This window comes from Palleronia pontilimi (assembly GCF_016412875.1).
Taxonomy (GTDB): Bacteria; Pseudomonadota; Alphaproteobacteria; order Rhodobacterales; family Rhodobacteraceae; genus Palleronia; species Palleronia pontilimi.
This window is the reverse complement of record NZ_JAEKPD010000018.1, coordinates 84,949-106,022: the sequence shown is the minus strand read 5'-3', so window position 1 is coordinate 106,022 and position 21,074 is coordinate 84,949. Positions and strand designations below refer to the sequence as shown.

The 21,074-nt window shown below is 69.1% G+C and carries 17 protein-coding genes; 4 read left to right on the top strand and 13 right to left on the bottom strand.

Annotated elements, in window-relative coordinates; all coding sequences use genetic code 11:
* The first annotated feature begins 79 nt into the window (after positions 1 to 79).
* Complete coding sequence (locus ILP92_RS15990) at positions 80 to 682, top strand: TetR family transcriptional regulator C-terminal domain-containing protein (protein ID WP_198917419.1); 603 nt, start codon at positions 80 to 82, stop codon at positions 680 to 682.
* Between the two features lie 39 nt (positions 683 to 721).
* On the opposite strand, the gene ILP92_RS15985 is transcribed toward ILP92_RS15990, so the two are convergent.
* From ILP92_RS15985 to ILP92_RS15960, 6 genes are all read right to left on the bottom strand, one after another.
* On the bottom strand, positions 722 to 2,014 hold the full coding sequence (locus ILP92_RS15985) for a glycerate kinase type-2 family protein (RefSeq protein ID WP_198917418.1): 1,293 nt from the start codon (positions 2,012 to 2,014) through the stop codon (positions 722 to 724).
* 3 nt (positions 2,015 to 2,017) lie between these two features.
* The gene (preA, locus tag ILP92_RS15980) at positions 2,018 to 3,319 is read right to left on the bottom strand and encodes an NAD-dependent dihydropyrimidine dehydrogenase subunit PreA (RefSeq protein ID WP_198917417.1); all 1,302 of its coding nucleotides are present in this window, start codon (positions 3,317 to 3,319) and stop codon (positions 2,018 to 2,020) included.
* Positions 3,320 to 3,362: 43 nt separating this feature from the next.
* Positions 3,363 to 4,205 carry a class I SAM-dependent methyltransferase gene (locus ILP92_RS15975; RefSeq protein ID WP_198917416.1) on the bottom strand — a complete coding sequence of 281 codons (843 nt, stop codon included), beginning with the start codon at positions 4,203 to 4,205 and terminating at the stop codon, positions 3,363 to 3,365.
* Between the two features lie 41 nt (positions 4,206 to 4,246).
* Positions 4,247 to 5,035 (bottom strand): Fpg/Nei family DNA glycosylase, encoded by a 789-nt coding sequence (locus ILP92_RS15970; RefSeq protein ID WP_198917415.1) that lies wholly within the window; start codon positions 5,033 to 5,035, stop codon positions 4,247 to 4,249.
* Positions 5,028 to 6,398, bottom strand: a complete 1,371-nt coding sequence (locus ILP92_RS15965; RefSeq protein WP_198917414.1) for an NAD(P)-dependent oxidoreductase — start codon at positions 6,396 to 6,398, stop codon at positions 5,028 to 5,030. Before ILP92_RS15965 ends, ILP92_RS15970 begins: the two co-directional genes overlap by 8 nt.
* A 78-nt stretch (positions 6,399 to 6,476) precedes the next feature.
* Positions 6,477 to 7,751: an NAD(P)/FAD-dependent oxidoreductase gene (locus tag ILP92_RS15960; RefSeq protein ID WP_198917413.1), complete on the bottom strand. Its 1,275-nt coding sequence runs from the start codon at positions 7,749 to 7,751 to the stop codon at positions 6,477 to 6,479.
* An 88-nt stretch (positions 7,752 to 7,839) separates the two neighbouring features.
* Between ILP92_RS15960 and ILP92_RS15955 the strand changes: the two genes are divergently transcribed.
* Positions 7,840 to 9,162, top strand: coding sequence for an ABC1 kinase family protein (locus ILP92_RS15955; RefSeq protein ID WP_198917412.1), 1,323 nt, complete (start codon positions 7,840 to 7,842; stop codon positions 9,160 to 9,162).
* A 54-nt stretch (positions 9,163 to 9,216) separates the two neighbouring features.
* Here ILP92_RS15955 and ILP92_RS15950 read toward each other — a convergent pair whose 3' ends face one another.
* The 3 genes from ILP92_RS15950 to ILP92_RS15940 are packed head-to-tail and all read right to left on the bottom strand — an operon-like array spanning position 9,217 to position 12,892.
* A complete protein-coding gene (locus ILP92_RS15950; RefSeq protein WP_198917411.1) occupies positions 9,217 to 11,397 on the bottom strand; it encodes a xanthine dehydrogenase family protein molybdopterin-binding subunit in 2,181 nt (726 codons plus the stop codon).
* Positions 11,394 to 12,365 (bottom strand): FAD binding domain-containing protein, encoded by a 972-nt coding sequence (locus tag ILP92_RS15945; protein ID WP_198917410.1) that lies wholly within the window; start codon positions 12,363 to 12,365, stop codon positions 11,394 to 11,396. Before ILP92_RS15945 ends, ILP92_RS15950 begins: the two co-directional genes overlap by 4 nt.
* A complete protein-coding gene (locus ILP92_RS15940) occupies positions 12,362 to 12,892 on the bottom strand; it encodes a 2Fe-2S iron-sulfur cluster-binding protein (protein WP_198917409.1) in 531 nt (176 codons plus the stop codon). Before ILP92_RS15940 ends, ILP92_RS15945 begins: the two co-directional genes overlap by 4 nt.
* Positions 12,893 to 13,107: 215 nt before the next feature.
* Here ILP92_RS15940 and ILP92_RS15935 point away from each other — a divergent pair, with 215 nt between their 5' ends.
* Entirely contained in the window at positions 13,108 to 14,328 is a 1,221-nt protein-coding gene (locus ILP92_RS15935; RefSeq protein WP_198917408.1) for an MFS transporter, read from the top strand.
* A 267-nt stretch (positions 14,329 to 14,595) separates the two neighbouring features.
* Entirely contained in the window at positions 14,596 to 15,261 is a 666-nt protein-coding gene (locus ILP92_RS15930; RefSeq protein ID WP_198917407.1) for a hypothetical protein, read from the top strand.
* Between the two features lie 29 nt (positions 15,262 to 15,290).
* Here the strand turns inward: ILP92_RS15930 and ILP92_RS15925 are convergent, their stop codons facing one another.
* From ILP92_RS15925 to ILP92_RS15910, 4 genes are all read right to left on the bottom strand, one after another.
* A complete protein-coding gene (locus tag ILP92_RS15925; RefSeq protein ID WP_198917406.1) occupies positions 15,291 to 15,800 on the bottom strand; it encodes a hydrolase in 510 nt (169 codons plus the stop codon).
* Positions 15,801 to 15,936: 136 nt separating this feature from the next.
* Positions 15,937 to 18,222, bottom strand: a complete 2,286-nt coding sequence (katG, locus tag ILP92_RS15920) for a catalase/peroxidase HPI (protein ID WP_368667908.1) — start codon at positions 18,220 to 18,222, stop codon at positions 15,937 to 15,939.
* A 71-nt stretch (positions 18,223 to 18,293) separates the two neighbouring features.
* Positions 18,294 to 19,610, bottom strand: a complete 1,317-nt coding sequence (locus ILP92_RS15915; RefSeq protein WP_198917436.1) for a GH1 family beta-glucosidase — start codon at positions 19,608 to 19,610, stop codon at positions 18,294 to 18,296.
* Positions 19,611 to 19,692: 82 nt separating this feature from the next.
* Entirely contained in the window at positions 19,693 to 21,048 is a 1,356-nt protein-coding gene (locus ILP92_RS15910) for an ABC transporter substrate-binding protein (RefSeq protein ID WP_198917405.1), read from the bottom strand.
* Positions 21,049 to 21,074 lie beyond the last annotated feature (26 nt).

Below are 21,074 nucleotides of genomic sequence, written 5' to 3'. Positions count from 1 at the left end.
ATCGTGGCGCGCATGGCGGCGAACGCACAAAATTCAAGCAATCTGCACGGACAAGGCCCATGCGGGACGCGACCCCGTCATGGCTGACAGCCGGATCCAGTCCCGAAACCGGGCAGCCATCCTGGAGGCGGGGCTCGAGATCTTTTCGCGCCACGGCTTTCGGGGCGCGACGCTCGACCAGATCGCGGCCGAGGCCGGGCTGTCGAAGCCCAATCTTCTGTATTACTTCGCCTCGAAGGAAGCGATCCACCGCACCCTTCTGCTGGGCCTGATGGACACCTGGCTCGACCCGATCCGCCGGATCGACCCGCAGGGCGAGCCGCTGGCCGAGCTGCTGGCCTACGTGTCGCGCAAGATGGCCCTGACGCGCCAATACCCGCGGGAAAGCCGTCTGTTCGCCAACGAGATCCTGCAAGGCGCGCCGCACATCGCCGATACCCTGAGCGCCGAGTTGAAGACGCTCGTCGACGCCCTGGCCGACCAGATGCAGGCCTGGATCGACGCCGGGCGGCTGGCGCCGGTGGATCCGCATCACACGATCATCTCGATCTGGGCGCTGACCCAGCACTACGCCGATTTCGACGTGCAGGTGCGCGCCGTCTTGGACTCCGACGATCCGCTCGACCGGGCCGAGGCACATGTCACGCAACTCTTCCAGCGCCTGCTGCAACCGGTGGACTGACCCCTTCGCGCGCCGGCTACGAAGCCCCGGACCCGCAGGTCAGCGAGGGGCTTTCTCAGCCTGTCCCGGCCGGATCAGGATCGCGCGGAAATCGTTCACGTTGGTCCCCGTGGGGCCGGGCACGAAAAGATCGCCGATGGCGTCGAACGCGCCCCAGGCATCGTTGCGCGCCAGGGCGTCGTCGGGATCGACGCCCGCCGCGCGCATCCGGGCGCGGGTGTCGCCGGTCACGAACGCGCCCGCATTGTCTTCCGAGCCGTCAATCCCGTCGGTATCCGCGGCCAGGGCGAACACCGTCGTCAGCCCGTCGATGGCCCCCGACAGGGACAGCAGCAGCTCGGTGTTGCGCCCGCCGCGCCCGTCCTTTCCCTTCAGCGTCACCGTGGTCTCGCCGCCAGACAGCAGCACCATGGGGGCTGCGAAGGGGCGGTCGCGCAGCGCGACCTCGCGCGCCAGCGCACCCAGCACCCGGCCCACGTCGCGCGCCTCGCCCTCCACCGCGTCCGACAGGATGACGGCGGGCACACCCGCATCCAGCGCGTGGCGCCGCGCGGCGTCCAGCGACATCCCGGCCGACGCGATCACCTGCACCCGGTCGCGCGCGAAGCCCGGATCGTCGGGCATGGGAGCATCCGGCGGCTGGCTGTCCAGGTGGCGCTGCACCCGCTCGGGCAGCGCGATGCCGTGGTTGCGGATCAGCGCCCGCGTCTCGTCCAGACCGACCCCCGACGGCACGGTGGGTCCCGACGCGACCTGCGCGGGATCGTCGCCCGGCACGTCCGACACCACCAGCGTCACCACCCGCGCCGGGTGCGCCGCGGCGGCCAGGCGGCCGCCCTTGATACCGCTCACATGGGTGCGGATCGCGTTCATCACGCCGATGGGCGCGCCCGAGGACAGAAGTGCCTCGTTCAGCGCCCGCTCGTCGTCCAGGTCCAAGCCTTCGGGCGGCATCGGCAGCAGCGCCGAGCCGCCGCCGCAGATCAGCGCGACCACCAGGTCATCCTCGCCCAGCCCCGACACCGCATCCAGAAGCGCGCGAGATGCTTTCAGCCCCGCCGCGTCCGGCACGGGGTGCGCGGCTTCCAGCACGCGGATGCGCCCCGCGTCGGTGGCGTAGCCGTAGCGGGTGACGACCACCCCCGACAGATCGCCTGCCCATGCCTCGTCGAACGCCGCGGCCAGCTGGGCGGCGCCCTTGCCGCACCCGACGACTACCGTGCGGCCCTTGGGCGGGTCGGGCATGGCGCGAGCGATCGCGCGCGCGGGGTCGGCCGCCCCAACCGCAGCGTCGAAGAGCCCGGTCAGGAAGTGCCGGTCGGACGCCTCCACCCGCTACTCCGCCGCGACCGCGCCGGGATTGTTCGGATGCGTCGTCCAGTTGGCGTATTCGCCCACTTTCTTGCCGGTGCGCGGGTCGATGGCGCCCTTGGGCAGTTCCTCCATGGTGATGCAGTTTTCCACCGGGCAGACATCGACGCACAGGTTGCAGGCCACGCATTCTTCGTCGATCACCGTGAAGGTGCGGTCCGCGGACATGGCGATGGCCTGGTGGGACGTGTCCTCGCAGGCCGCGAAGCAGCGCCCGCACTTGATGCAATCGTCCTGGCTGATCCGCGCCTTGGTCACGTAGTTGAGGTTCAGGTATTGCCAGTCGGTCACGTTCGGCACCGCGCGGCCCACGACTTGGTCGACGGATGTATAACCCTTCTCGTCCATCCAGGCCGACAGGCCCGCCTTCATCTCGGACACGATGCGAAAGCCATAGGTCATGGCCGCGGTGCAGACCTGCACGTTGCCCGCGCCGAGGCTCAGGAACTCGGCCGCGTCGCGCCACGTCGTGATGCCGCCGATGCCGCTGATGGGCAGGCCGTGGGTCGCCGGGTCGCGGGCGATCTCGGCCACCATGTTCATGGCGATGGGCTTGACCGCCGGGCCGCAATAGCCGCCATGGCTGCCTTTCCCGTCGATGGACGGCTCCGGCGACATGGTGTCGAGGTTCACGCTCGTGATCGAGTTGATCGTGTTGATCAGGCTCACCGCATCCGCGCCGCCGTTCTTCGCGGCCTGCGCGGGGGCGCGGATGTCGGTGATGTTGGGCGTCAGTTTCACGATGACCGGCTTGTCGTAGTATTTCTTGCACCAGCGGGTGACCATTTCGATATATTCGGGCACCTGCCCCACCGCGCTGCCCATGCCGCGCTCGGCCATGCCGTGGGGGCAGCCGAAATTCAGCTCGATCCCGTCGGCGCCGGTCTCGTCCACGCGGGCCAGGATGTTCTTCCAGGCGTCTTCCTCGCAGGGCACCATGATCGACGCGACCAGCGCGCGGTCGGGCCAGTCGGCCTTCACGCGCGCCATTTCCTCCAGGTTCACCTCGAGCGGACGGTCGGTAATCAGCTCGATGTTGTTCAAGCCCAGAAGCCGCCGGTCGGCGCCCCAGATCGCGCCGTAGCGCGGCCCGTTGACGTTGACGACCGGCGGGCCCTCGGCGCCCAGCGTCTTCCACACGACACCGCCCCACCCGGCCTCAAACGCCCGGCGGACGTTGTATTCCTTGTCCGTGGGCGGGGCCGAGGCCAGCCAGAAGGGATTGGGGCTCTTGATGCCCACGAAATCGGTCGTCAGATCGGCCATGCGGCCCTCCTTGGGTCGGTGCTGGTGGAAGCCCGAGCGCGCATCACGGCACCTCGAGCGGTTTGCGGAAGATCATCTCGGTCGGGGCCATGACGCCTTTCGACACGTTTTCGCGGTAGTTCTGAAGTTTCTCGGCGGCGTTGTCGCCCATCAGAAGGTGGATCCCCAGCGGCGGCTGGCCCTCGGCCAGGACATGCCGGTTCAGCCGCGCGAAATAATCCAGCGCGAATTGCGATCGGTCGCGCTCGCTCACCTGCTCCAGCCCGGCAGCGTGCGCGGCACGGCGATAGACCCCCGGCGCCTCGACACGGCTGGTTTCGGGGATGCCGGACCACGGCAGCGGGTAGACGAGATCCGCGTCGCTCGCACCCAGCATCACGTCGAACAGCGCGAAACGCCCCCCCGGCCGCAGCAACCGGCTCGCCTCGGCGAACAGCGCGTTCTTGTCGGCGATGTTCATGCCCACGTGGAACATCGTCACCAGGTCGGCCACCCCGTCGGTCAGCGGCACGTCCAGCACCGAGCCTTCGTGCAACGTGATCCGCTGGTCGTAGCCCACGCGTCTGTTCAGCTCTTGCGCCACGGTCACGAAGTCCGGCGTCAGGTCCACGCCCGTCACCCGCGCCCCGTAGCGGTGCACGATGTGGCGCGCGGTGCCGCCCAGGCCGCAGCCCAGGTCGACCACGTGGCTGTTGGAATCGATCTCCAGCTGGTCCAGCAGGGCCAGTGTCGCTTCCAGCCCGCCGGTATGGAATTCGTCGACGGGCTTCAGGTCATCCACGACCAGCTTGGCGGGATCGACCCCGCTTTCCTTCAGCGCAACATCGATCCGGGCGAGCAGGTCGCCCGTCGTGTAGTGGCGCGCGACGTCTTGTTCGAGTGTCATCACAGCCTCCATTTCGATCGGAATGGCGCCATGATAGCACATCACGCGCCTTTCTGATGATCGGGGCAATAATAAGTGGTGCGTCCGCCGACCTTCTTCTTGGCGATGGTCCCGGCGCAGATCCCGCAGGCCGCACCTTCCTCGCGGCGGTGGATCAGCCAGTCGTCGGGCAGCTTGGAATAGGTGGCGCAGGTGTCGATCACAGCGCGCAGCGTGTCGCCCACGGCCCCGTGCAGCCTGGCGATCCGGTCGGACGCCAGATCCGACGCCGTCGCCCCCGGCAGGATGCCCGCGCGATAGAGCGATTCGTCGGACCAGAGATTGCCCACGCCCGCCAGCTTCGACTGCGCCAGCAGCGCCGACTTCACCGCGCCGCGGGTGCCGCCGATCACCTCGGCAAAGGCGTTGTCGCCGATCTCCAGCGCGTCGGGGCCCAGGCCGCGTTCGGCGATGTAGTCGTCCACGTCCTCGACCACGACGATTTCGCCGAACTTGCGCGGATCGCGGAAGGTCAGGCGGGTGCCGCCCTCGAACGCCACGGTGAAGCGGATGAAGTCGGCGTCCACCTCGTCCGCGTCCAGCACCCGGATCGACCCGGCCATGCCGAGGTGGATCATCATCCACGGCCCGTCCTTTGTGCCCGCGAACATGAACTTGCCGTGCCGCCGGGTCATGGAAAACTGCGTGCCCACGAACCGGTCCAGCGCGTCGCGGTCGGGCAGGTCCATGTGCGTGATGTCGTCGCCGTAGCGCACCGCTCCGATCGTGCGGTGCAGCGCGCCGCGGTCGATCCGGCAGCGCGCGGCCTCGACCTCGGGCAGTTCAGGCACGCGCCGCTTCGCCGATCACCGCGCCGGTGGCACGCACCGCGACGCCCATCAGCGTGACGTGGATATCCTCGGCCGCGTCGCGCCCCTCGGCCACCGCCACGACGGTCAGATCCTCGCCCGGCGTGCAGTCGCCCCCGGCCCAGACCCCGTCGCGCGACGTGCGGCCCGCGCCGGTCACGGCGATCTTGCGCCCGTCCAGCGCCAGCCCGTCATGGGTCAGCACCTGGCCGATGGCCTTGAACACCTGGTCGGCGGGCAGGCGCAGCGTCTCGCCCGTGCCCTTCAGGCCAGCGCCGTCATCGGTGGTATATTCCAGCTCGATCTCGGTGGCCGCCCCGTTGCCGTGGATCGCCACCGGCTGCGCGTTGCAGATGATCCGCACGCCTTTCGAGGTCGCCAAATCCTGCTCGTAACGCGACGCGCCCATGCGGTCGCGGCCCCGGCGATAGGCGATGGTGACGTTCTCGGCGCCCAGCAGCTTCGACTGCACCGCCGCGTCCACCGCCGTCATGCCGCCGCCGATCACCACCACGTTGCGGCCCACCGGCAGCCGGGTCAGGTCGTCCGCCTGGCGCAGCGCGGCGATGAAGCCCACCGCGTCCATCACGCCGTCCCGCTCGGCGCCCGGCGCGTCCAGGTCGTTGACCCCGCCCAGGCCAACCCCCAGGAACACCGCGTCGAACGCGGCGGTCAGCCCGTCCAGCGTGATCTCGCGGCCCAGCGCGTGGCCCGGCTTCAGCTCGATCCCGCCGATCTGGCACAGCCAGTCGACCTCGCGCGCGGCGAAATCGTCGGTGGACTTGTAGGCGGCGATGCCGAACTCGTTCAGACCGCCGGGCTTGTCCTTGGCGTCATAAAGCACCACGTCGTGCCCCCGCATCGCCAACCGGTGCGCGCAGGCCAGACCCGCGGGCCCCGCGCCCACGACCGCCACGCGCTTGCCGGTGGACGCAGCCCGCGCGAAGGGATGCCCCTGCCGCGCCATGACCCTGTCGGTGGCGTGACGCTGCAGCCGCCCGATCTCGACCGGCTTGCCCTCGGCCGCCTCGCGCACGCAGGCCCCTTCGCAGAGGTCTTCGGTGGGGCACACCCGCGCGCACATGCCGCCCAGGATGTTCTGCTCCAGGATCGTGCGGCCCGCGGCCTCGGGTTGGCCCACCGCGATCTGGCGGATGAACAGCGGGATGTCGATCTCGGTCGGGCAGGCCGCGACGCAAGGAGCATCGTAGCAGAAATAGCACCGATCGGCGGCCACGCGCGCTTCGTGCATGTCCAGCGGCGCGTGCAGGTCGGCGAAATTCTCGGCGATTTCGTCGGCGCTCAGGCGGCCCGAGGCTATTCCGGGGGTCATCGTGTCGGGCATTTGCGCTCCTGCTCGGGCGATACGTCCCGCGGAGCTTTGCACGATTTATTTTTTTATCAAACGGTAAATTATGGGCGATCAGCGAAGACGCCCCGACAGCCCGTGGATGGCCGCGGCGCCGAACTCATAGACCACCTGGCGGGCGCGGGCGAAGGGCTCGGAATGGGTCCGGTCGGGGCTGACCGGCAGCACGGCCATGTCGCCGCCCAGAAGCGCGCGCGCGGCCAGCGTCCCGAACACCGTGCCCGGCCCGATGCCGCGCCCCGAATAGCCGAAGCACGACAACCCGCCCGGCCCCAGCGACACGATCTTGGGGACGTGGTCGCGGGTCATGGCGATCCGGCCGGACCACGCGTGCTGGAACGGCATGTCCGCCAGCGCGGGATAAAGTGCCGCCAGCTTGCGCCGCGCCCAGCCGCGGTGCAGCGCGCCGCCCGGCCCGGCCATGTCGCCCAGCCCGCCGACGATCATCCGGCCCTGCGCGTCCAGCCGGAACGAGCTCATGATCAGCGCGGTGTCCCAGCAGCCTTCGCCTCCGGGCAAGATGCGGGCCAGCAGCGCGTCGGGCAGCGGGTCGGTGGCGAACTGCGAATAGGCGACCGGCACGAATCGCGGCGTCACGGGACAGCGCAGCCCGTCGTGATAAGCGTTGGTCGCCAGCAGCACCCGCGCGGCGCGCACCTCGTGCCCGTTCGCCGTCAGCAGCCACCCGGTCCCGTCGCGCACCAGCCGCGTCACGGCCGAGCGTGGGTGGATCCGCGCGCCCCGCATCTGCGCCGCGCGCGCCAGGCCGCGGCAATAGGCCAGCGGCTGCACCGTGCCCGCGCGCGGATCGAAGAGCGCACCGTGCAGACCAGCGGCCCCGGTGCGCCGCGCAGTCTCGGCGGCGTCCAGCACCCTCAGCGGCGCGCCCATCCGGTTGCCCTGCCGCGCCCGGTCGTGCAACGCCGCCACCGCGGCGGGCGCGTGCGCGCAATAGAGCGTCCCCTTGCGCACGGGCGCGCAGTCGATGGCGTGACGCTCGATCAGATCGAACACCCGCCCGGGCGCGCCCGCCAGCAGATCGTTCAGCCGCTCGGCCGCCGCGGCGCCCATCTGCGCCGCGATCACGTCGGGCGCCAGCCACAGCCCCGCATTGACCAGCCCCACATTGCGCCCCGACCCGCCATGGCCCACATCCTGCGCCTCGAGCACGCAGACCGATGCGCCCTGCCCCGCCGCCTCGAGCGCCGCGGCGCAGCCGGTGAAGCCGCCGCCGATCACCGCCAGGTCGACCGACAGGTCCGCGCCCAGCGCGGCGCCCACCGGCGGCTCGGCCGCGCTGTCGTGCCAAAGGGTGTCGGGGTCGCTCATTCGCCACGCGCTTTCGATCTGCGACCATTCGCGGCTGGCCGCGCCGGTCGCTCGGGTTACCTCACCTGATTACACCGGAAAGGACGCCATGGCAGACCCATTCGACGAAAAGAGCGGCCTTGCCGTGCCCGCCGACCGCCTGTCGCGGCTCATGCGCATGGGCCGGATGTCGGGCGGGCTGGCGGGCCGCGCGCTGGCGCAGGGGGCCGGTCAGGTCGCGCGCGGCCGCAAGCCCATTCTGGGCGACCTGCTGCTCACCCCCGCCAATGCGAAAGCCCTGACCGACGAGCTGTCGCGGATGCGCGGCGCGGCCATGAAGGTCGGCCAGCTGATCTCGATGGAGACGGCGGACCTTCTGCCGCCCGAGCTGGCCGCGATCTTCGCCCGGCTGCGCGCCGATGCCGACCCGATGCCGCCCAAGCAGCTGCGTACGGTGCTGGACGACAACTGGGGTCGCGACTGGCAGCGGCAGTTCCGCCGCTTCGACGTGCGCCCCATCGCGGCGGCCAGCATCGGCCAAGTGCACCGCGCGCAGACCCGCGACGGCCGCGACCTGGCGATCAAGGTGCAGTATCCGGGCGTGCGCGGCTCGATCGACAGCGACGTGCGCAATATCGGCGCGCTGATGCGGCTGCCCGGCGTGGTGCCCCGCTCGGTCGATTTGTCCGGTCTGCTGGAAGACGCGCGCCGCCAGCTGCACGAGGAAGCCGATTACCTGCGCGAGGGCGCGGCGCTGGAACGCTTCGCGGACCTTCTGGACACGGATCCGGGCTTCATCGTGCCCCGCCTGCACGAGGATCTGTCCAGCCGTGACATCCTGGCGATGGATTTCGTGGAAAGCGTCCCGCTGGACGCGCTCGAGGACGGGCCGCAGGACACGCGCGACACCGTGGCCGCGCGGCTGATCGAGCTGGTCCTGCGCGAACTCTTCACCCTGGGCCACATGCAGACCGACCCGAACTTCGCCAATTACCGCTGGTCGCCCGAACACGGGAAGGTCGTGCTGCTCGATTTCGGCGCGACCCGCCAGATGCAGCCCGGCCTGGTGGCGGCGTTCCACGACCTGATGCGGGCGGGTCTGGACGAAGACCGCGACGCGGCCCGCGCGGCCTGCATGGCGGTGGGACTGTTCGATGACGATGACCCGGAAAAGCACCGGGACACGATCCTCGATATGTTCGCCATGGCGATGGAGCCGCTGCGCCAGGACGCGCCGTTCGATTTCGCCACCAGCGACCTGGTGCCCCGCCTGCGCCGCATGGGCCTGTCGATCGGGTCCGAGCGGGATTTCTGGCACGTCCCGCCCACCGAGACGCTGTTCGTGCAGCGCAAGGTGGCGGGCACCTACCTGTTGGCCGCCCGGCTGGGCGCGAGGGTCAATCTGCACGGGATCGTGACGCGCTACCGCTAAGGCCATGGTCCGCGCCGGGATCTCCCCGGCGCATCCCTGCTCTACGGGATCCGCTTAGTCCAGATGCGGGAAGATCCGGTCCGGCGTCGCCGGATAGTCGCGGACGCGCACACCGCAGGCGTTGTAGATCGCGTTGGTGATCGCCGCACCCGCGCCCGACAGGCCCAGCTCGCCGATCCCCTTGACCTGCATCGGGTTGGCCTGGTCGTCGCGCTCGTCGATGAACATCACGTCCAGGTCGCCCACGTCCAGGTTCACCGGCACGTGGTATTCGGCCAGGTCGTTGTTGACCACGTGGCCGGTGCGCGGATCGTGCTCGATGCCTTCGGTCAGCGCCGTGCCGATGCCCCAGATCTGGCCGCCCCAGACCTGGCTTTGCGCGGTCTTCGGGTTCAGGATCCGCCCCGCGGCCATGGCCGCCAGCATCCGGCGCACCCGCACCTCGCCCGTCACGGCGTTCACCGCGACTTCCGCGAAATGCGCACCGAACCCCGATTGGGTGAAGTCGTCGTCGGTCTGCCCGGGCTCAAGATGCCCCTCTTCGCTGATCGGGCCGTCCATCAGTTCGGCCAGCGGACGGCGGTTGTTGCCCCCCGTCGCCACGCCGTCCTGCAGGCGCAGCTCGTCCGCGCCGCAGCCCAGCCGCTCGGCTAGCTTCTTGCGGATGCCCTTGGCGCCCAGGAACACCGCGGATCCGGCCGACGCCGCCCCCCACGAGCCGCCCGAACCGGGGCCCTCGGGCAAGTCGCTGTCGCCCAGCTCGACCGTCACCTTTTCGGCGGGGATGCCCAGCATTTCCGCGGCGATCTGGCCCAGAATGGCGTAGGTGCCGGTGCCGATATCGGTCATGTCGGTCTGCACCAGCGCCGTGCCGTCGGGGTTCAGCGTCACCCGCGCCCGACTTTCCATCAGCAGGTTCAGACGTGCGGCGGACGCCACGCCCATGCCGATATACCATTCGCCCTCGCGCCGCGCCTTGGGCGCTTGCCGCTGGGACCAGCCGAACCGCTCGGCACCGTCCTCCAGGCAGGCTTTCAGCCCGTGGCTCGAAAACGGCGTGCCGTTCTCGGGGTGGCGGTCGGGGATGTTCTTCACGCGCAGCTCGATGGGGTCGATGCCGACCTTCTCGGCCAGCTCGTCCATGGCGTTTTCCAGCGCCAACATGCCCACCGCTTCGCCCGGCGCGCGCACCGAGCCCGAGGCGGGCCTGTTCAGCATCGCCACGTGCTGCCCGTAACGCCGGTTCTCACCGCCATAAAGCAGGTGCGTCGCCAAATCGACCGGCTCGGCCATGCCTTCGTCGGGCAGGTTGGCCTGCCAGTTCTCGTGCCCGATCCCGGTCAGCTTGCCCTCCGCGTCGCAGGACAGGCGCACGCGCTGGCGCGTCTCGGTGCGCAGCACGATGGTCTCGAACACGTGGTTGCGGTGCAGCACCACGCGCACCGGGCGGCCCAGCGCCTTGGCGGCCACCGCGGCGGCCACGCATTCCGGCGACATGCCCAGTTTCGAGCCGAAGCCGCCCCCCACATAGGGCGACAGCACGCGCACGTTCTTGACGTCGATGCCCAGGCTGTCCGCGATTTCGTGCTTGTTGTAGTTCAGCATCTGCAGCGACGAGCGCACGGTCAGCTTGTCGCCGTCCCATTGGGCCAGCGTCGCGTGCGGCTCCATCGCGGCCGAGTTGTGGGGCTTCGTCGTCCACATGCCGTCCACGGAAAACGCCGCATCGGCCATCGCCGCGTCCAGGTCGCCCTGGTCCAGCGCGTCGTCGTCATCCTCGTAGGTGGCGCTGTCGTCCATCACCACGTGGGCGTCGTCGTCGGGCGTGTATTCTACCTTCAGCGCCAGCGCGATGTCGCGCGCCTGCTCGAAGGTGTCGGCCACGGCGACGGCGATGGGCTGGCCCAGGTACTGCACCTGGTCGCCCGGCTGCACCGGGTTCGTGCCCGCCGTCCCCTGCGCCGAGTTGCGCACCATCCGGTCGGTATAGACCCCCAGGAAGCCCGGCATGTCCTCGACCGACGACGCGTCCACCTTGAAGCGTCCCTTGGTGATGCCCGCGCGCACCATGAAGCCCTCGGCCATGCCGTCCAGCTTCCACTCGGCGGCGTAGGTCGCGGTGCCGGTGACCTTCAGCGGCCCCTCGGGTCGCGGCATCGGCGCGTGCAGCGCGCCCTGCTCGGTTTCGTCCAGCAGGCGCGGCTGCACCTGGTCCATCTTCAGATGTTCGGTCATCGGGTCACTCCGGTCAGATCGGCCAGCACCGCCTTCAGCGTGCGCCGCACCAGCGGTATCTTGAAATCATTGCCACCATGCCCCTTGGCGTCAGCCAGAAGCACGTCGGCCGCCTTGTCGAACAGGGCGTCGGACGGGGTTTCGCCCAACAGAACCTGCTCCACGTCGGTATCGCGCCACGGCCGCGGTGCCAGGCCGCCGAAGGCCAGCGCGGCCTCGGTGATCTTGCCGCCGTCGGTGTCGACCACCGCCGCGACCGACACCAGCGCGAAGGCATAGGACGAGCGGTCGCGCACCTTGCGATAGGTCTGGTGCCCCGTCGGGGCCGACGGCAGGTGCACCGCCGTGATCAGGTCGCCCGGCTGCATCACCGTCTCGACCGACGGATCGTCGCCGGGCAGCACGTAGAAATCATCCATCGGCAGCGTCTCGGTGCCGCCACCGGCGCGCGCGACCTCGATCCGCGCGTCCAGCGCCCGCATGGCCACCGCCATGTCCGACGGATGGGTCGCGATGCACTGGTCCGACGTGCCCAGCACGGCCAGGATGCGGTTCACCCCCGCCATCGCCGGGCAGCCCGAGCCGGGCTGGCGCTTGTTGCAGGGCTGCGCCGTGTCGTAGAAATAGGGGCACCGGGTCCGCTGCATCAGGTTGCCGCCGGTGGTGGCCTTGTTGCGCAGCTGGCCCGTCGCGCCCGACAGAAGCGCGCGGCTCAGCACCGGGTAGTCGCGCCGCACCGTGTCGTGGGCGGCCAGGTCCGAGTTGCTGACCAGCGCCCCGATCCGCAGCCCGTCGTCGCTTGGCGCGATCTCGTGCATGTCCAGCCGGGTCACGTCCACCAGCTTCGACGGAGTCTCGATCTGGTGCTTCATCAGGTCGATCAGGTTGGTGCCGCCGGCGATGATCCGGCCCGCGGTATCGTGGGCCTCGGCAGCGTCGCTCGCGCGTACGTAATCGAACGGTTTCATTCCGCAGCCTCCCGCTTGGTCATGCCCTCTTCAGTGGCCGCGTCCTCGATCGCCTGGCAGATGCCCGGATAGGCCGAGCAGCGGCACAGGTTGCCGCTCATCCGCTCGCGGATCTCGGTGCGCGTGAGGTCGGGGATATCGGTCAGGTCGGCAGACACGTTCGACGGCCAGCCCATGTCCAGCTCGGCCAGCATGCCCTTGGCGGACATGATCTGGCCGGGGGTGCAATAGCCGCATTGGTAGCCGTCGTTCTGCACGAAGGCCGCCTGCAGCGGCGACAGGTTGCCCGGCTGGCCGAGCCCCTCGATCGTGGTGATCTCGTCGCCATCGTGCATCACGGCCAGGCTCAGGCAGGCATTGATCCGCCGCCCGTTCAAAAGGATCGTGCAGGCGCCGCATTGCCCGTGATCGCATCCTTTCTTGGATCCGGTCAGGTTCAGATGCTCGCGCAGCGCGTCCAGCAAGGTCACGCGCGGATCCACATCCAGCGCGCGGTCCTCGCCGTTGACGGTCAGGGTAATCTGCATGGGGGTCGCCTCTCGCCTCGGTACGTGTCATCAGGTGAAACCCCGGCCCCCCCGATAGTTCCGCCCGCCCCGCGCCAAACATGGCAGCGGCGCGCGTCTGCCCCCATCTTTGTTCTTTCAAATATCCCGGCACGACGCGCCAACCCTGCGAAACGGACCCGCGGGGCACCGAAATCGGGGTGCGGCCCCGTGTCGCGTGCCCTAACGTGGCCCCCATGAGCCCCCCGCCCCCATCCCCGCGCCGCTGGCGCGCGCTCGCCCTGATCTGCGCCGGGGTCGTGGGCGTGCTGACCACATGGTTCTCGGCCACGGCGATCCTGCCCGAACTGGTGGTCGCCTGGCAGCTTGGCCCCACCCGCAGCGCGTGGCTGACCAACGCGGTGCAGCTGGGCTTCGTCGCAGGCGCGCTGGCGACCTCGGCGGTCAACCTGCCCGACATCGTGCGGATGCACCGGCTGATGGCCTGGTCGGCGCTGGCCGCCGCACTCGCCAATGCGGGGCTGCTGGTTGCGGGCCCGGACACGGCCATCGCGCTGCGCTTTGCGACCGGCGTGGCACTGGCGGGCGTCTATCCCCCCGCGCTCAAGCTCATGGCCACCTGGTTCGTCACCGGTCGCGGCCTGGCACTGGGATTCCTGATCGGCGCGCTCACGCTGGGCTCGTCGCTGCCCCACCTGGTCCGGGCCCTGGGCGAAGGGCTGGACTGGCGCGCCGTCGTCTGGGCCAGCAGCGCGGCGGCCCTGGCCTCGGCGGCGCTGTTCGCCACCGGCCTGCGCGAAGGGCCGCACGCCTTCGCGCGGGCCCGCTTCGATCCGCGCCGGATCAGGGCCATCTTCACCAACCGCCCGCTGATGTTGGCGAACCTGGGATATTTCGGCCATATGTGGGAGCTCTACGCCATGTGGGGCTGGATCCTTTCCTTCGCCGCCGCGGCGGAAGCGGGCCTGCAGCCCTTTCCCTTCGGATCGGCGTCGATGCTCAGCTTCGTGGTGGTGGCGTCGGGCGTCGCGGGATGCCTGCTAGGCGGGTGGCTGTCGGACCGGATCGGGCGCTGCCTGACCACGGCGGGCATGATGCTCGTCTCGGCCGCCTGCGCCGCGACGATCGGATTCGCCTTCGACGGGCCCGCCGTGCTGCTGGGCGCGCTGGCCCTGGTCTGGGGCGTGTCGATCATCGGCGACAGCGCACAATTCTCGGCCGCCGTGACCGAACTGGCCGACCAGGCCTTCGTCGGCACGGCGCTGGCGCTGCAACTCGGGATCGGCTTCGCGCTGACCGTGGTGGCGATCTGGCTTGTGCCGCTGGTTGTGGGCGCGCTAGGCGGCTGGCAATGGGCCTTCCTGGTGCTCGTGCCCGGCCCGGTGATCGGCGCGGCCGCCATGCTGGCCCTGCGCCGCCTGCCGCAAGCCACGAAGCTGTCGGGCGGCGCGAAATAGCGACGACGGTGAATTGCGGTGGTCGCTTCCGAGCCGGACACACCCTGGATGTGCAAGCCCAGCGCCTTGCGCTCCCGAAACCGCGGACCTGCCCAATTCGGGCGAATCCGGATATACTGCGCTGTGGGGATTGATCATGTTGCCGAACCATCCAGCCGCGCCGACGACCGGGCCGACCCGTTCCAGGGATACCGGCAAGGCCGCGCGAGACCGGCCGACCATTAACACGCCCCGCAACACGACCCTCTCGCGCGCGCCGGTTCCGCGATGACCCGGGACCCCGCAGCGTCGCCCCTGTCGCGGTCCCTGGCGATCGGCCTGCGCATCCTGGCGCTGATCGCGTTCGTGCTGGTGGCAAGCTGGGTGTCGCACGTGGTGCGCGCGTCGCTGGACTTCGAGATGATGCCGATGGACGCGCAACAGATGCGCTGGATGATCCTGGTGGCGACGGTGACCTATATCGGCCTGCTTGCCATTCCCTTCGTGCCCGGCGCCGAGATCGGGATCGCGCTGATGTCCACCTTCGGCGCGGACGTGGCCCTCACGGTCTATGCGGCGACGGTGCTTGCCATGCTGCTGTCCTACGCGGTCGGCCGCCTGCTGCCGATCACCGTGCTGGCGCGGGTGCTCGCCGCGCTCAGGCTGCGCCGCGCGGCCGCGCTGGTCCGGCGGGCCGCGCCGATGCCCCGTGACGGACGGCTTCAGGTGCTTTTGGAAGGCGCGCCGCCCGGGATCGTGGCGCTGGCCCTCCATCACCGCTACGCGGCCCTGGCGCTGGCGCTGAACATCCCCGGGAACGCGGTGATCGGTGGCGGCGGCGGCATCATGATGGTGGCTGGGCTGAGCGGCATCTTCTCGCCGGTGCGCACCATCCTGACCGTGGCGATCGCCGTCGCACCGGTGCCGCTGGCTGTCCTGGTCCTGGGGGCCTGAGGGGCGCAACCCGGCCCCACTTCGCGCCATCAGCCGGTGCGCGCGACCCCGACCACGTAGTTCTTGCCGTAGACCTTCGCGCATCTGGGACAGGTGGTGTAGAAGAAATAGACCTCGTCCCCGGTCCCGCCGCGCGCGCGCGCCAGCGCCCGCATCTGTCCGTGCCATTCCCGGATGCGGCGATAGGGCCCTTCGAACACCTTGGTCACGAAATCGCCCGACAGCGTGACGGCGTCTTCGCCCTTGACCGGCGCGGTGGCCGAGAACAGGTGCTCGGCGCGCCACGGCGACAGGTCGCGGCTGAGCACCAGGAAATCGTCCGGATCGTACGCCCCCGCCCGTTCGATCCTGCCCTGCACCCTTGAAAACACGCGGCCCATGTTCAGCGGGAAATAGGCAAGGCTTCGGGTCGTGGCGCGCAGGAACGGCTTGTCGCGGAAATGCAGGTCTCGCCCGTCCCAACCGGTGGGATCGAAGCGCGGGCAGCAGCCGGTCGGATTGTCGGCATCGTCGTAATGGGGAACGGCGTTGGTCTGCATGGGGGCCTCCTGTCGCAAGGCCCCCCGGCAGCTACCACATCCGGGCCCCCGCGGGATTGACCCCGGTCAATCGGGACCCCCCAACGAAAAAGGGGGCCGCGTGCCCGCGACCCCCCCTGTCAGCCCTATGGCGACCTCAGGCCAGGTCGAAGCGGTCCAGCATCATCACCTTGTCCCAGGCGGCGATGAAGTCGTGCACGAAGCGCGTGTGCCCGTCCGACGCGGCATAGACCTCGGACAGGTTGCGCAGCTGCGCGTTCGACCCGAAGATCAGGTCGCAGCGCGTCGCCATGTACTTCACCTGCTTGGTGTCGCGGTCGCGGACCTCGAACAGCATCTCGGTGTCGTCGGTCTTTTCCCACTCGTAATCCATCGACGTGAGCGTGACGAAGAAGTCGTTGCTCAGCACGCCCGGACGATCCGTGAACACGCCGTGGCGCGCGCCGTCGAAATTGCAGTCGAGCACGCGCAGACCGCCCGTCAGCACCGTCCATTCCGGCGCGCTCAGCTTCAGCAAGGCCGCGCGGTCCAGGAAGATCTGCTCGGGCGCGACCTTGTAGCCGATCGAGCTGTCGTGGTAGTTGCGGAACCCGTCCGACACGGGCTTCAGCCACTCGAACGACTCGATATCGGTCTGCTCCTGCGTCGCGTCCATCCGGCCCGGCGTGAACGGCACCGACACCTCGATGCCCGCATCCCGCGCCGCCTTTTCCACCGCCGCGCAACCGCCCAGCACGATCAGGTCGGCCAGCGACACGCGCTTGTCGCCGCGCTGCGCGCCGTTGAACGCGTCGCGCAGCTCTTCCAGCGCCGCGACCACCTTCGACACCTGCGCGGGGTTGTTGACCGACCAGTCCTTCTGCGGCGCCAGCGCGATGCGCGCGCCGTTGGCCCCGCCGCGCTTGTCGGTGTCGCGGTAATTCGCCGCCGACGCCCAGGCCACGCCCACCAGCTCCGACACCGAAAGCCCGGTCTCCAGGATCCGGTCCTTCAGCTCGGGGATGTCCGAGCCGTTGATGACCGGGTGATCCAGCGCCGGGATCGGGTCCTGCCACGGCAGATCCTCGGCCGCAACCTCCGGTCCCAGGTAACGCACCTTCGGCCCCATGTCGCGGTGGGTCAGCTTGTACCACGCCCGCGCGAAGGCGTCCGAGAAGTAGTCGAAATCGTCCATGAACTTCTGGCAGATCTCGCGGTAGGCGGGATCTTCCTTCAGCGCGATGTCCGAGGTCATCATCATCAGCGGATGCTCTTCGCCCTCCACGTGGGCGTCGGGGGTCTTGGGCGCGCTGTCGTCCTTGGGCTTCCACTGGATCGCGCCCGCGGGCGAGCGGGTCTGCTCCCATTCGAACCTGAAAAGGTTGGTCAGGTAGTCGTTGTCCCAGCGCGTCGGGTTCGGCGTCCACGAGCCCTCGATGCCGTTGGTCATCGTGTATTGCGCGAAGCCGGTGCCGTTGGGGTTCTGCCAGCCCATGCCCATGGCCTGGATCGGCGCGCCCTCGGGGGCGGGGCCGATTTCATCCGGCGAGGTCATGCCGTGCGACTTGCCGAAGGCATGGCCGCCCGCGATCAGGGCGACGGTTTCCTCGTCGTTCATGGCCATGCGCGCGAAGGTCTCGCGGATGTCGCGGGCCGCATCCAGCGGCACGCCGTTGCCGTTCGGGCCCTCGGGATCCACGTAGATCAGCGACTGGTGCGATGCGCCCAGCGGGTTTTCCAGGTCGTAATAGTCGTCCTTCACGTCGCCTTCCCAGCGGATCGTGCGGGTGACCATCTGGCTCGGGTGGCCTTCCTTGCCGCCCTGCGGCGGGATCTCGTAGGGGCTTTTGCCGTCCCAGCCTTCGGGGCCCCACCAGGTGACGCGGTCGGGCTCCCACGCGTCCTCGCGTCCGCCGCCGAAGCCGAAGGTCTTGAAGCCCATGACCTCCAGCGCGACGTTGCCCGCCAGGATCATCAGGTCGGCCCAGGACAGGGCCGCACCGTATTTCTGCTTGATCGGCCAGAGCAGGCGGCGCGACTTGTCGGTGTTGCCGTTGTCCCACCAGCTGTTGACCGGCGCGAAGCGCTGCATCCCCTCGGCCGCCCCGCCGCGCCCGTCGGCGATGCGGTAGGTGCCCGCGCTGTGCCACGCCATGCGCACCATCTGCGGGCCGTAATTGCCGTAATCCGACGGCCACCAATCGACCGACGTGGTCATGAACGCCCTGATGTCGGCCTTGACCGCGTCCAGGTCCAGGCCCTTGAAGGCCTCGGCATAGTCGAAATCGCGCAGCGGGTTCGCGGCGGGGCTTTCGGCGTGCAGCAGCTCGACCTTCAGCCGGTTGGGCCACCAATGGTCGTTGCCGGGCTCCGAGCCGACGGCGCCGCCGATCCGGGTTCCGCGGAACGGGCATTTCCCGCCGTTGTCGTTCATGTCCTTCATGGTGGCACCTCGATTGAAAATAATCCGTGGGGAATGGTGGAGCGGAACGCCGTCGTGACAAGGACGCGCGTTCAGCCGATTGCGTCTTTCAGCGCGTGGTAGGACGCCTTCGGGTACCGCGCCTGGGTCGCGTAATCCACGTAGACGATTCCGAACCGCTTGTCGTAGCCGAAGGACCACTCGTAATTGTCCAGCAGCGACCACGCATAATAGCCGCGTACCGGGGTGCCCTGCTTGATCGAGCGCAAGACCGATTGCAGGTGGTCGTCGAAATACTGCACCCGCACCGGGTCGTCGCAGGTTTGCCCGTCCAGGTGGTCGTCGCCCGCCATGCCGTTCTCGGTCACGATGATCGGCGTGTCGCCGGTGTAGTCCCGCGCGATCCGCGTCAACATGTCGCCCAGGCCGTCCGGATAGATCTCCCACCCCATGTCGGTCTTGGGCAGCGGGCCGGGCACGTCTTCAAACGCGGGCCAGACCGCGCCCGGCAGGTCGCGCAGCGTGGTGCGGGTGTAGTAGTTCACCCCCAGCCAGTCGATCGGCGCCGAGATCGCGGCCATGTCGTCCTGCCACCCGTCGGGCATGTACGGGCCCAGCCCGTCCAGCGTGTCGGCGGGATACTGCCCCTTGGTGATCGCCTCCAGGAACCATCGGTTGTGGATGCCGTCGAAGCGGCGGGCCGCCTTCGCATCCGCGTCGCTTTCGGGCTTCGGCCAGGCGAAGTTCAGCACGATCCCGGCATCGGCCTTCGACCCCGACGCCCGGATCGCCTGCATCCCTTCGGCATGGGCCAGGTTGATATGGTGCATGGCCCGCGTGGCGGTGCGGATGTTGCGCATACCCGGCGCGTGCAGGCCCAGGAAGTGGCTCAGCCACGCGATGCACCACGGCTCGTTGATGGTGGCCACAGCACCTACCCGGTCGCCCAGCCGGTCCATGACCGCGCGGGCATAGTCGCCGAAGGCCAGCGCCGTGTCGCGGTTCGACCAGCCGCCCGCGTCCGCGAACACCTCGGGCAGTTCCCAGTGATAGAGCGTCAGCGACGGCTTCAGCCCGCGCTCCAGCACCGCGTCCACCAGCCTGTCGTAGAAGGCCAGCCCGTCGGCGTTCACCGTTCGCCCGTCCGGCATCACCCGCGTCCACGCGGTCGAGAAGCGGTAGGTGTCGAAATTGCCGTCCCGCACCAGGTCCAGATCCTCGCCGTAGCGGTGGTAATGGTCGCAGGCCACGTCGCCGTTCTCGCCGTTCACCACGTTGCCCAGCGTCGCGGCGTAGCTGTCCCAATGCGACGGACCCACGATGCCGTTCCGCGTGCCCTCGATCTGGTAGGCGGCGGTGGCGACCCCGAACTCGAATCCTTCGGGGAAATCCTTGCGCGACACGGACAGGGGCATGGCGGACCTCTTGGCTTGGATGACAGGAACCGGCCGGGCACACTGCGCGCCCGTCCGGCATCGCGTCAGGTAGCGCCTAGCGGATGCTTTCCCACCGCGCCTGAATGTCCGCCGCCACCTCTTCGGCGCTGGCGCCGGTGGTGTAGTCCACCATGCCGGTCCAGAACGCCGCCGTCCCGATCTCGCCCGGCATCAGGTCCGACCCGTCGAAGCGGAACGTGGTGGCGTCGGTCAGGATCGCGCCCAAGGCGGCCTGGGTTTCGTTGGCGTAGGCGTCGGTGTTCACGCCCAGGTGCGGGGTCAGGAAATTGCCCTGCGCCATGAAGATCTCGTGCGCGACGGGGGTTTTCAGGAATTCGATGAAGGCGCGCGCGATGGGCGCGTCGTTGGTGATCGTCACCAGCCCGCCCGATCCCAGCACCGGCTTGCCCAGATCCTTGCCCGCATAGGCCGGGAAATAGAAGAAATCCACGTCCGTGCCCAGCTCGGTCCCGTCGGGAAAGAAGTTCGGGATGAAGCTGGCCTGCCGGTGCATGTAGCAATCGGGCGGAAACTGGAACAGGCCCAGCACGCTGTCGCGGAAATCGGTGCCCGCCACCGCGTCGGGGCCGCCCTGCACGAAATCGGGATTGCGCGCGAAATAGCCGTATTCCTCGATCGCCGCGACCACGCGCGGGTCGTCGAAGGGCATGGCATTGGTGATCCAGTCGTCATAGACCTCCGGCGGCTGGGTGCGCAGCATCATGTCCTCGACCCAGTCCGTCGCGGGCCAGCCCGTCGCCGCCCCCGAGGCAAGGCCGATGCACCACGGCGTGCCGCCATCCGCGACGATTCGTTCGGACAGCGCCTTCAGCTCTTCCATGCTTTGCGGGATCGCGTAGCTCGCCTCGTCGAAGGCGTCGGGCGAATACCAGACCAGCGACTTCACATCGACGCCGTAGAACAGCCCATAGAGGTTCTCGCCCCCATCCGGCCCCTCGAACGTCGCCAGGTCCACCCAGGACGACCCGGCGGCGTAGTTCTCCTGCACCCAGGGCTCAAGGTCGTCCAGCGGCGTCAGGAACCCGCGCCCCGCCAGGTCCCGCGCCAGCCCCGGCTGCGGAAACGTGGCGATATTGGGGGCCGAGCCTGCCTGCGTGGCGATCACGATATCCTGCTCGAAGCTTTCCGAGCCGGAATATTCCACTGTCGCGCCCGTCGCCTCTTCGAAATAGGCGTAAAGGTTGTTCAGCCGGGCCGCATCGTCGCCGGTGCCCACGCCCGTCATCGACAGCGTCTGGCCCGAAAAATCGTTGGCCTCCGCGAAGGCCTCGTAGCTGTCCCAGTTGAACGGGCCCTCGCCGACGGGGAAAATCAGGTGCGTGTCGGCCTGAGCGGCACCGGCCAGCGCGGCGGCGCAACAAGTGAACGTGAGCGTTGAAAGCAGCCTCATCTTATTCCTCCCATGATTGCGGAAAA

What these genes read in the sequence shown, in the direction of transcription:
- ILP92_RS15950 (WP_198917411.1), bottom strand. Translation starts at nt 11,397, where the DNA reads ATGACCGAACATCTGAAGATGGACCAGGTGCAGCCGCGCCTGCTGGAC.
- ILP92_RS15955 (WP_198917412.1), top strand. Translation starts at nt 7,840, where the DNA reads ATGGCAGACCCATTCGACGAAAAGAGCGGCCTTGCCGTGCCCGCCGAC.
- ILP92_RS15975 (WP_198917416.1), bottom strand. Translation starts at nt 4,205, where the DNA reads ATGACACTCGAACAAGACGTCGCGCGCCACTACACGACGGGCGACCTG.
- ILP92_RS15935 (WP_198917408.1), top strand. Translation starts at nt 13,108, where the DNA reads ATGAGCCCCCCGCCCCCATCCCCGCGCCGCTGGCGCGCGCTCGCCCTG.
- preA (WP_198917417.1), bottom strand. Translation starts at nt 3,319, where the DNA reads ATGGCCGATCTGACGACCGATTTCGTGGGCATCAAGAGCCCCAATCCC.
- katG (WP_368667908.1), bottom strand. Translation starts at nt 18,222, where the DNA reads ATGAAGGACATGAACGACAACGGCGGGAAATGCCCGTTCCGCGGAACC.
- ILP92_RS15990 (WP_198917419.1), top strand. Translation starts at nt 80, where the DNA reads ATGGCTGACAGCCGGATCCAGTCCCGAAACCGGGCAGCCATCCTGGAG.
- ILP92_RS15940 (WP_198917409.1), bottom strand. Translation starts at nt 12,892, where the DNA reads ATGCAGATTACCCTGACCGTCAACGGCGAGGACCGCGCGCTGGATGTG.
- ILP92_RS15945 (WP_198917410.1), bottom strand. Translation starts at nt 12,365, where the DNA reads ATGAAACCGTTCGATTACGTACGCGCGAGCGACGCTGCCGAGGCCCAC.
- ILP92_RS15960 (WP_198917413.1), bottom strand. Translation starts at nt 7,751, where the DNA reads ATGAGCGACCCCGACACCCTTTGGCACGACAGCGCGGCCGAGCCGCCG.
- ILP92_RS15930 (WP_198917407.1), top strand. Translation starts at nt 14,596, where the DNA reads ATGACCCGGGACCCCGCAGCGTCGCCCCTGTCGCGGTCCCTGGCGATC.
- ILP92_RS15965 (WP_198917414.1), bottom strand. Translation starts at nt 6,398, where the DNA reads ATGCCCGACACGATGACCCCCGGAATAGCCTCGGGCCGCCTGAGCGCC.
- ILP92_RS15910 (WP_198917405.1), bottom strand. Translation starts at nt 21,048, where the DNA reads ATGAGGCTGCTTTCAACGCTCACGTTCACTTGTTGCGCCGCCGCGCTG.
- ILP92_RS15925 (WP_198917406.1), bottom strand. Translation starts at nt 15,800, where the DNA reads ATGCAGACCAACGCCGTTCCCCATTACGACGATGCCGACAATCCGACC.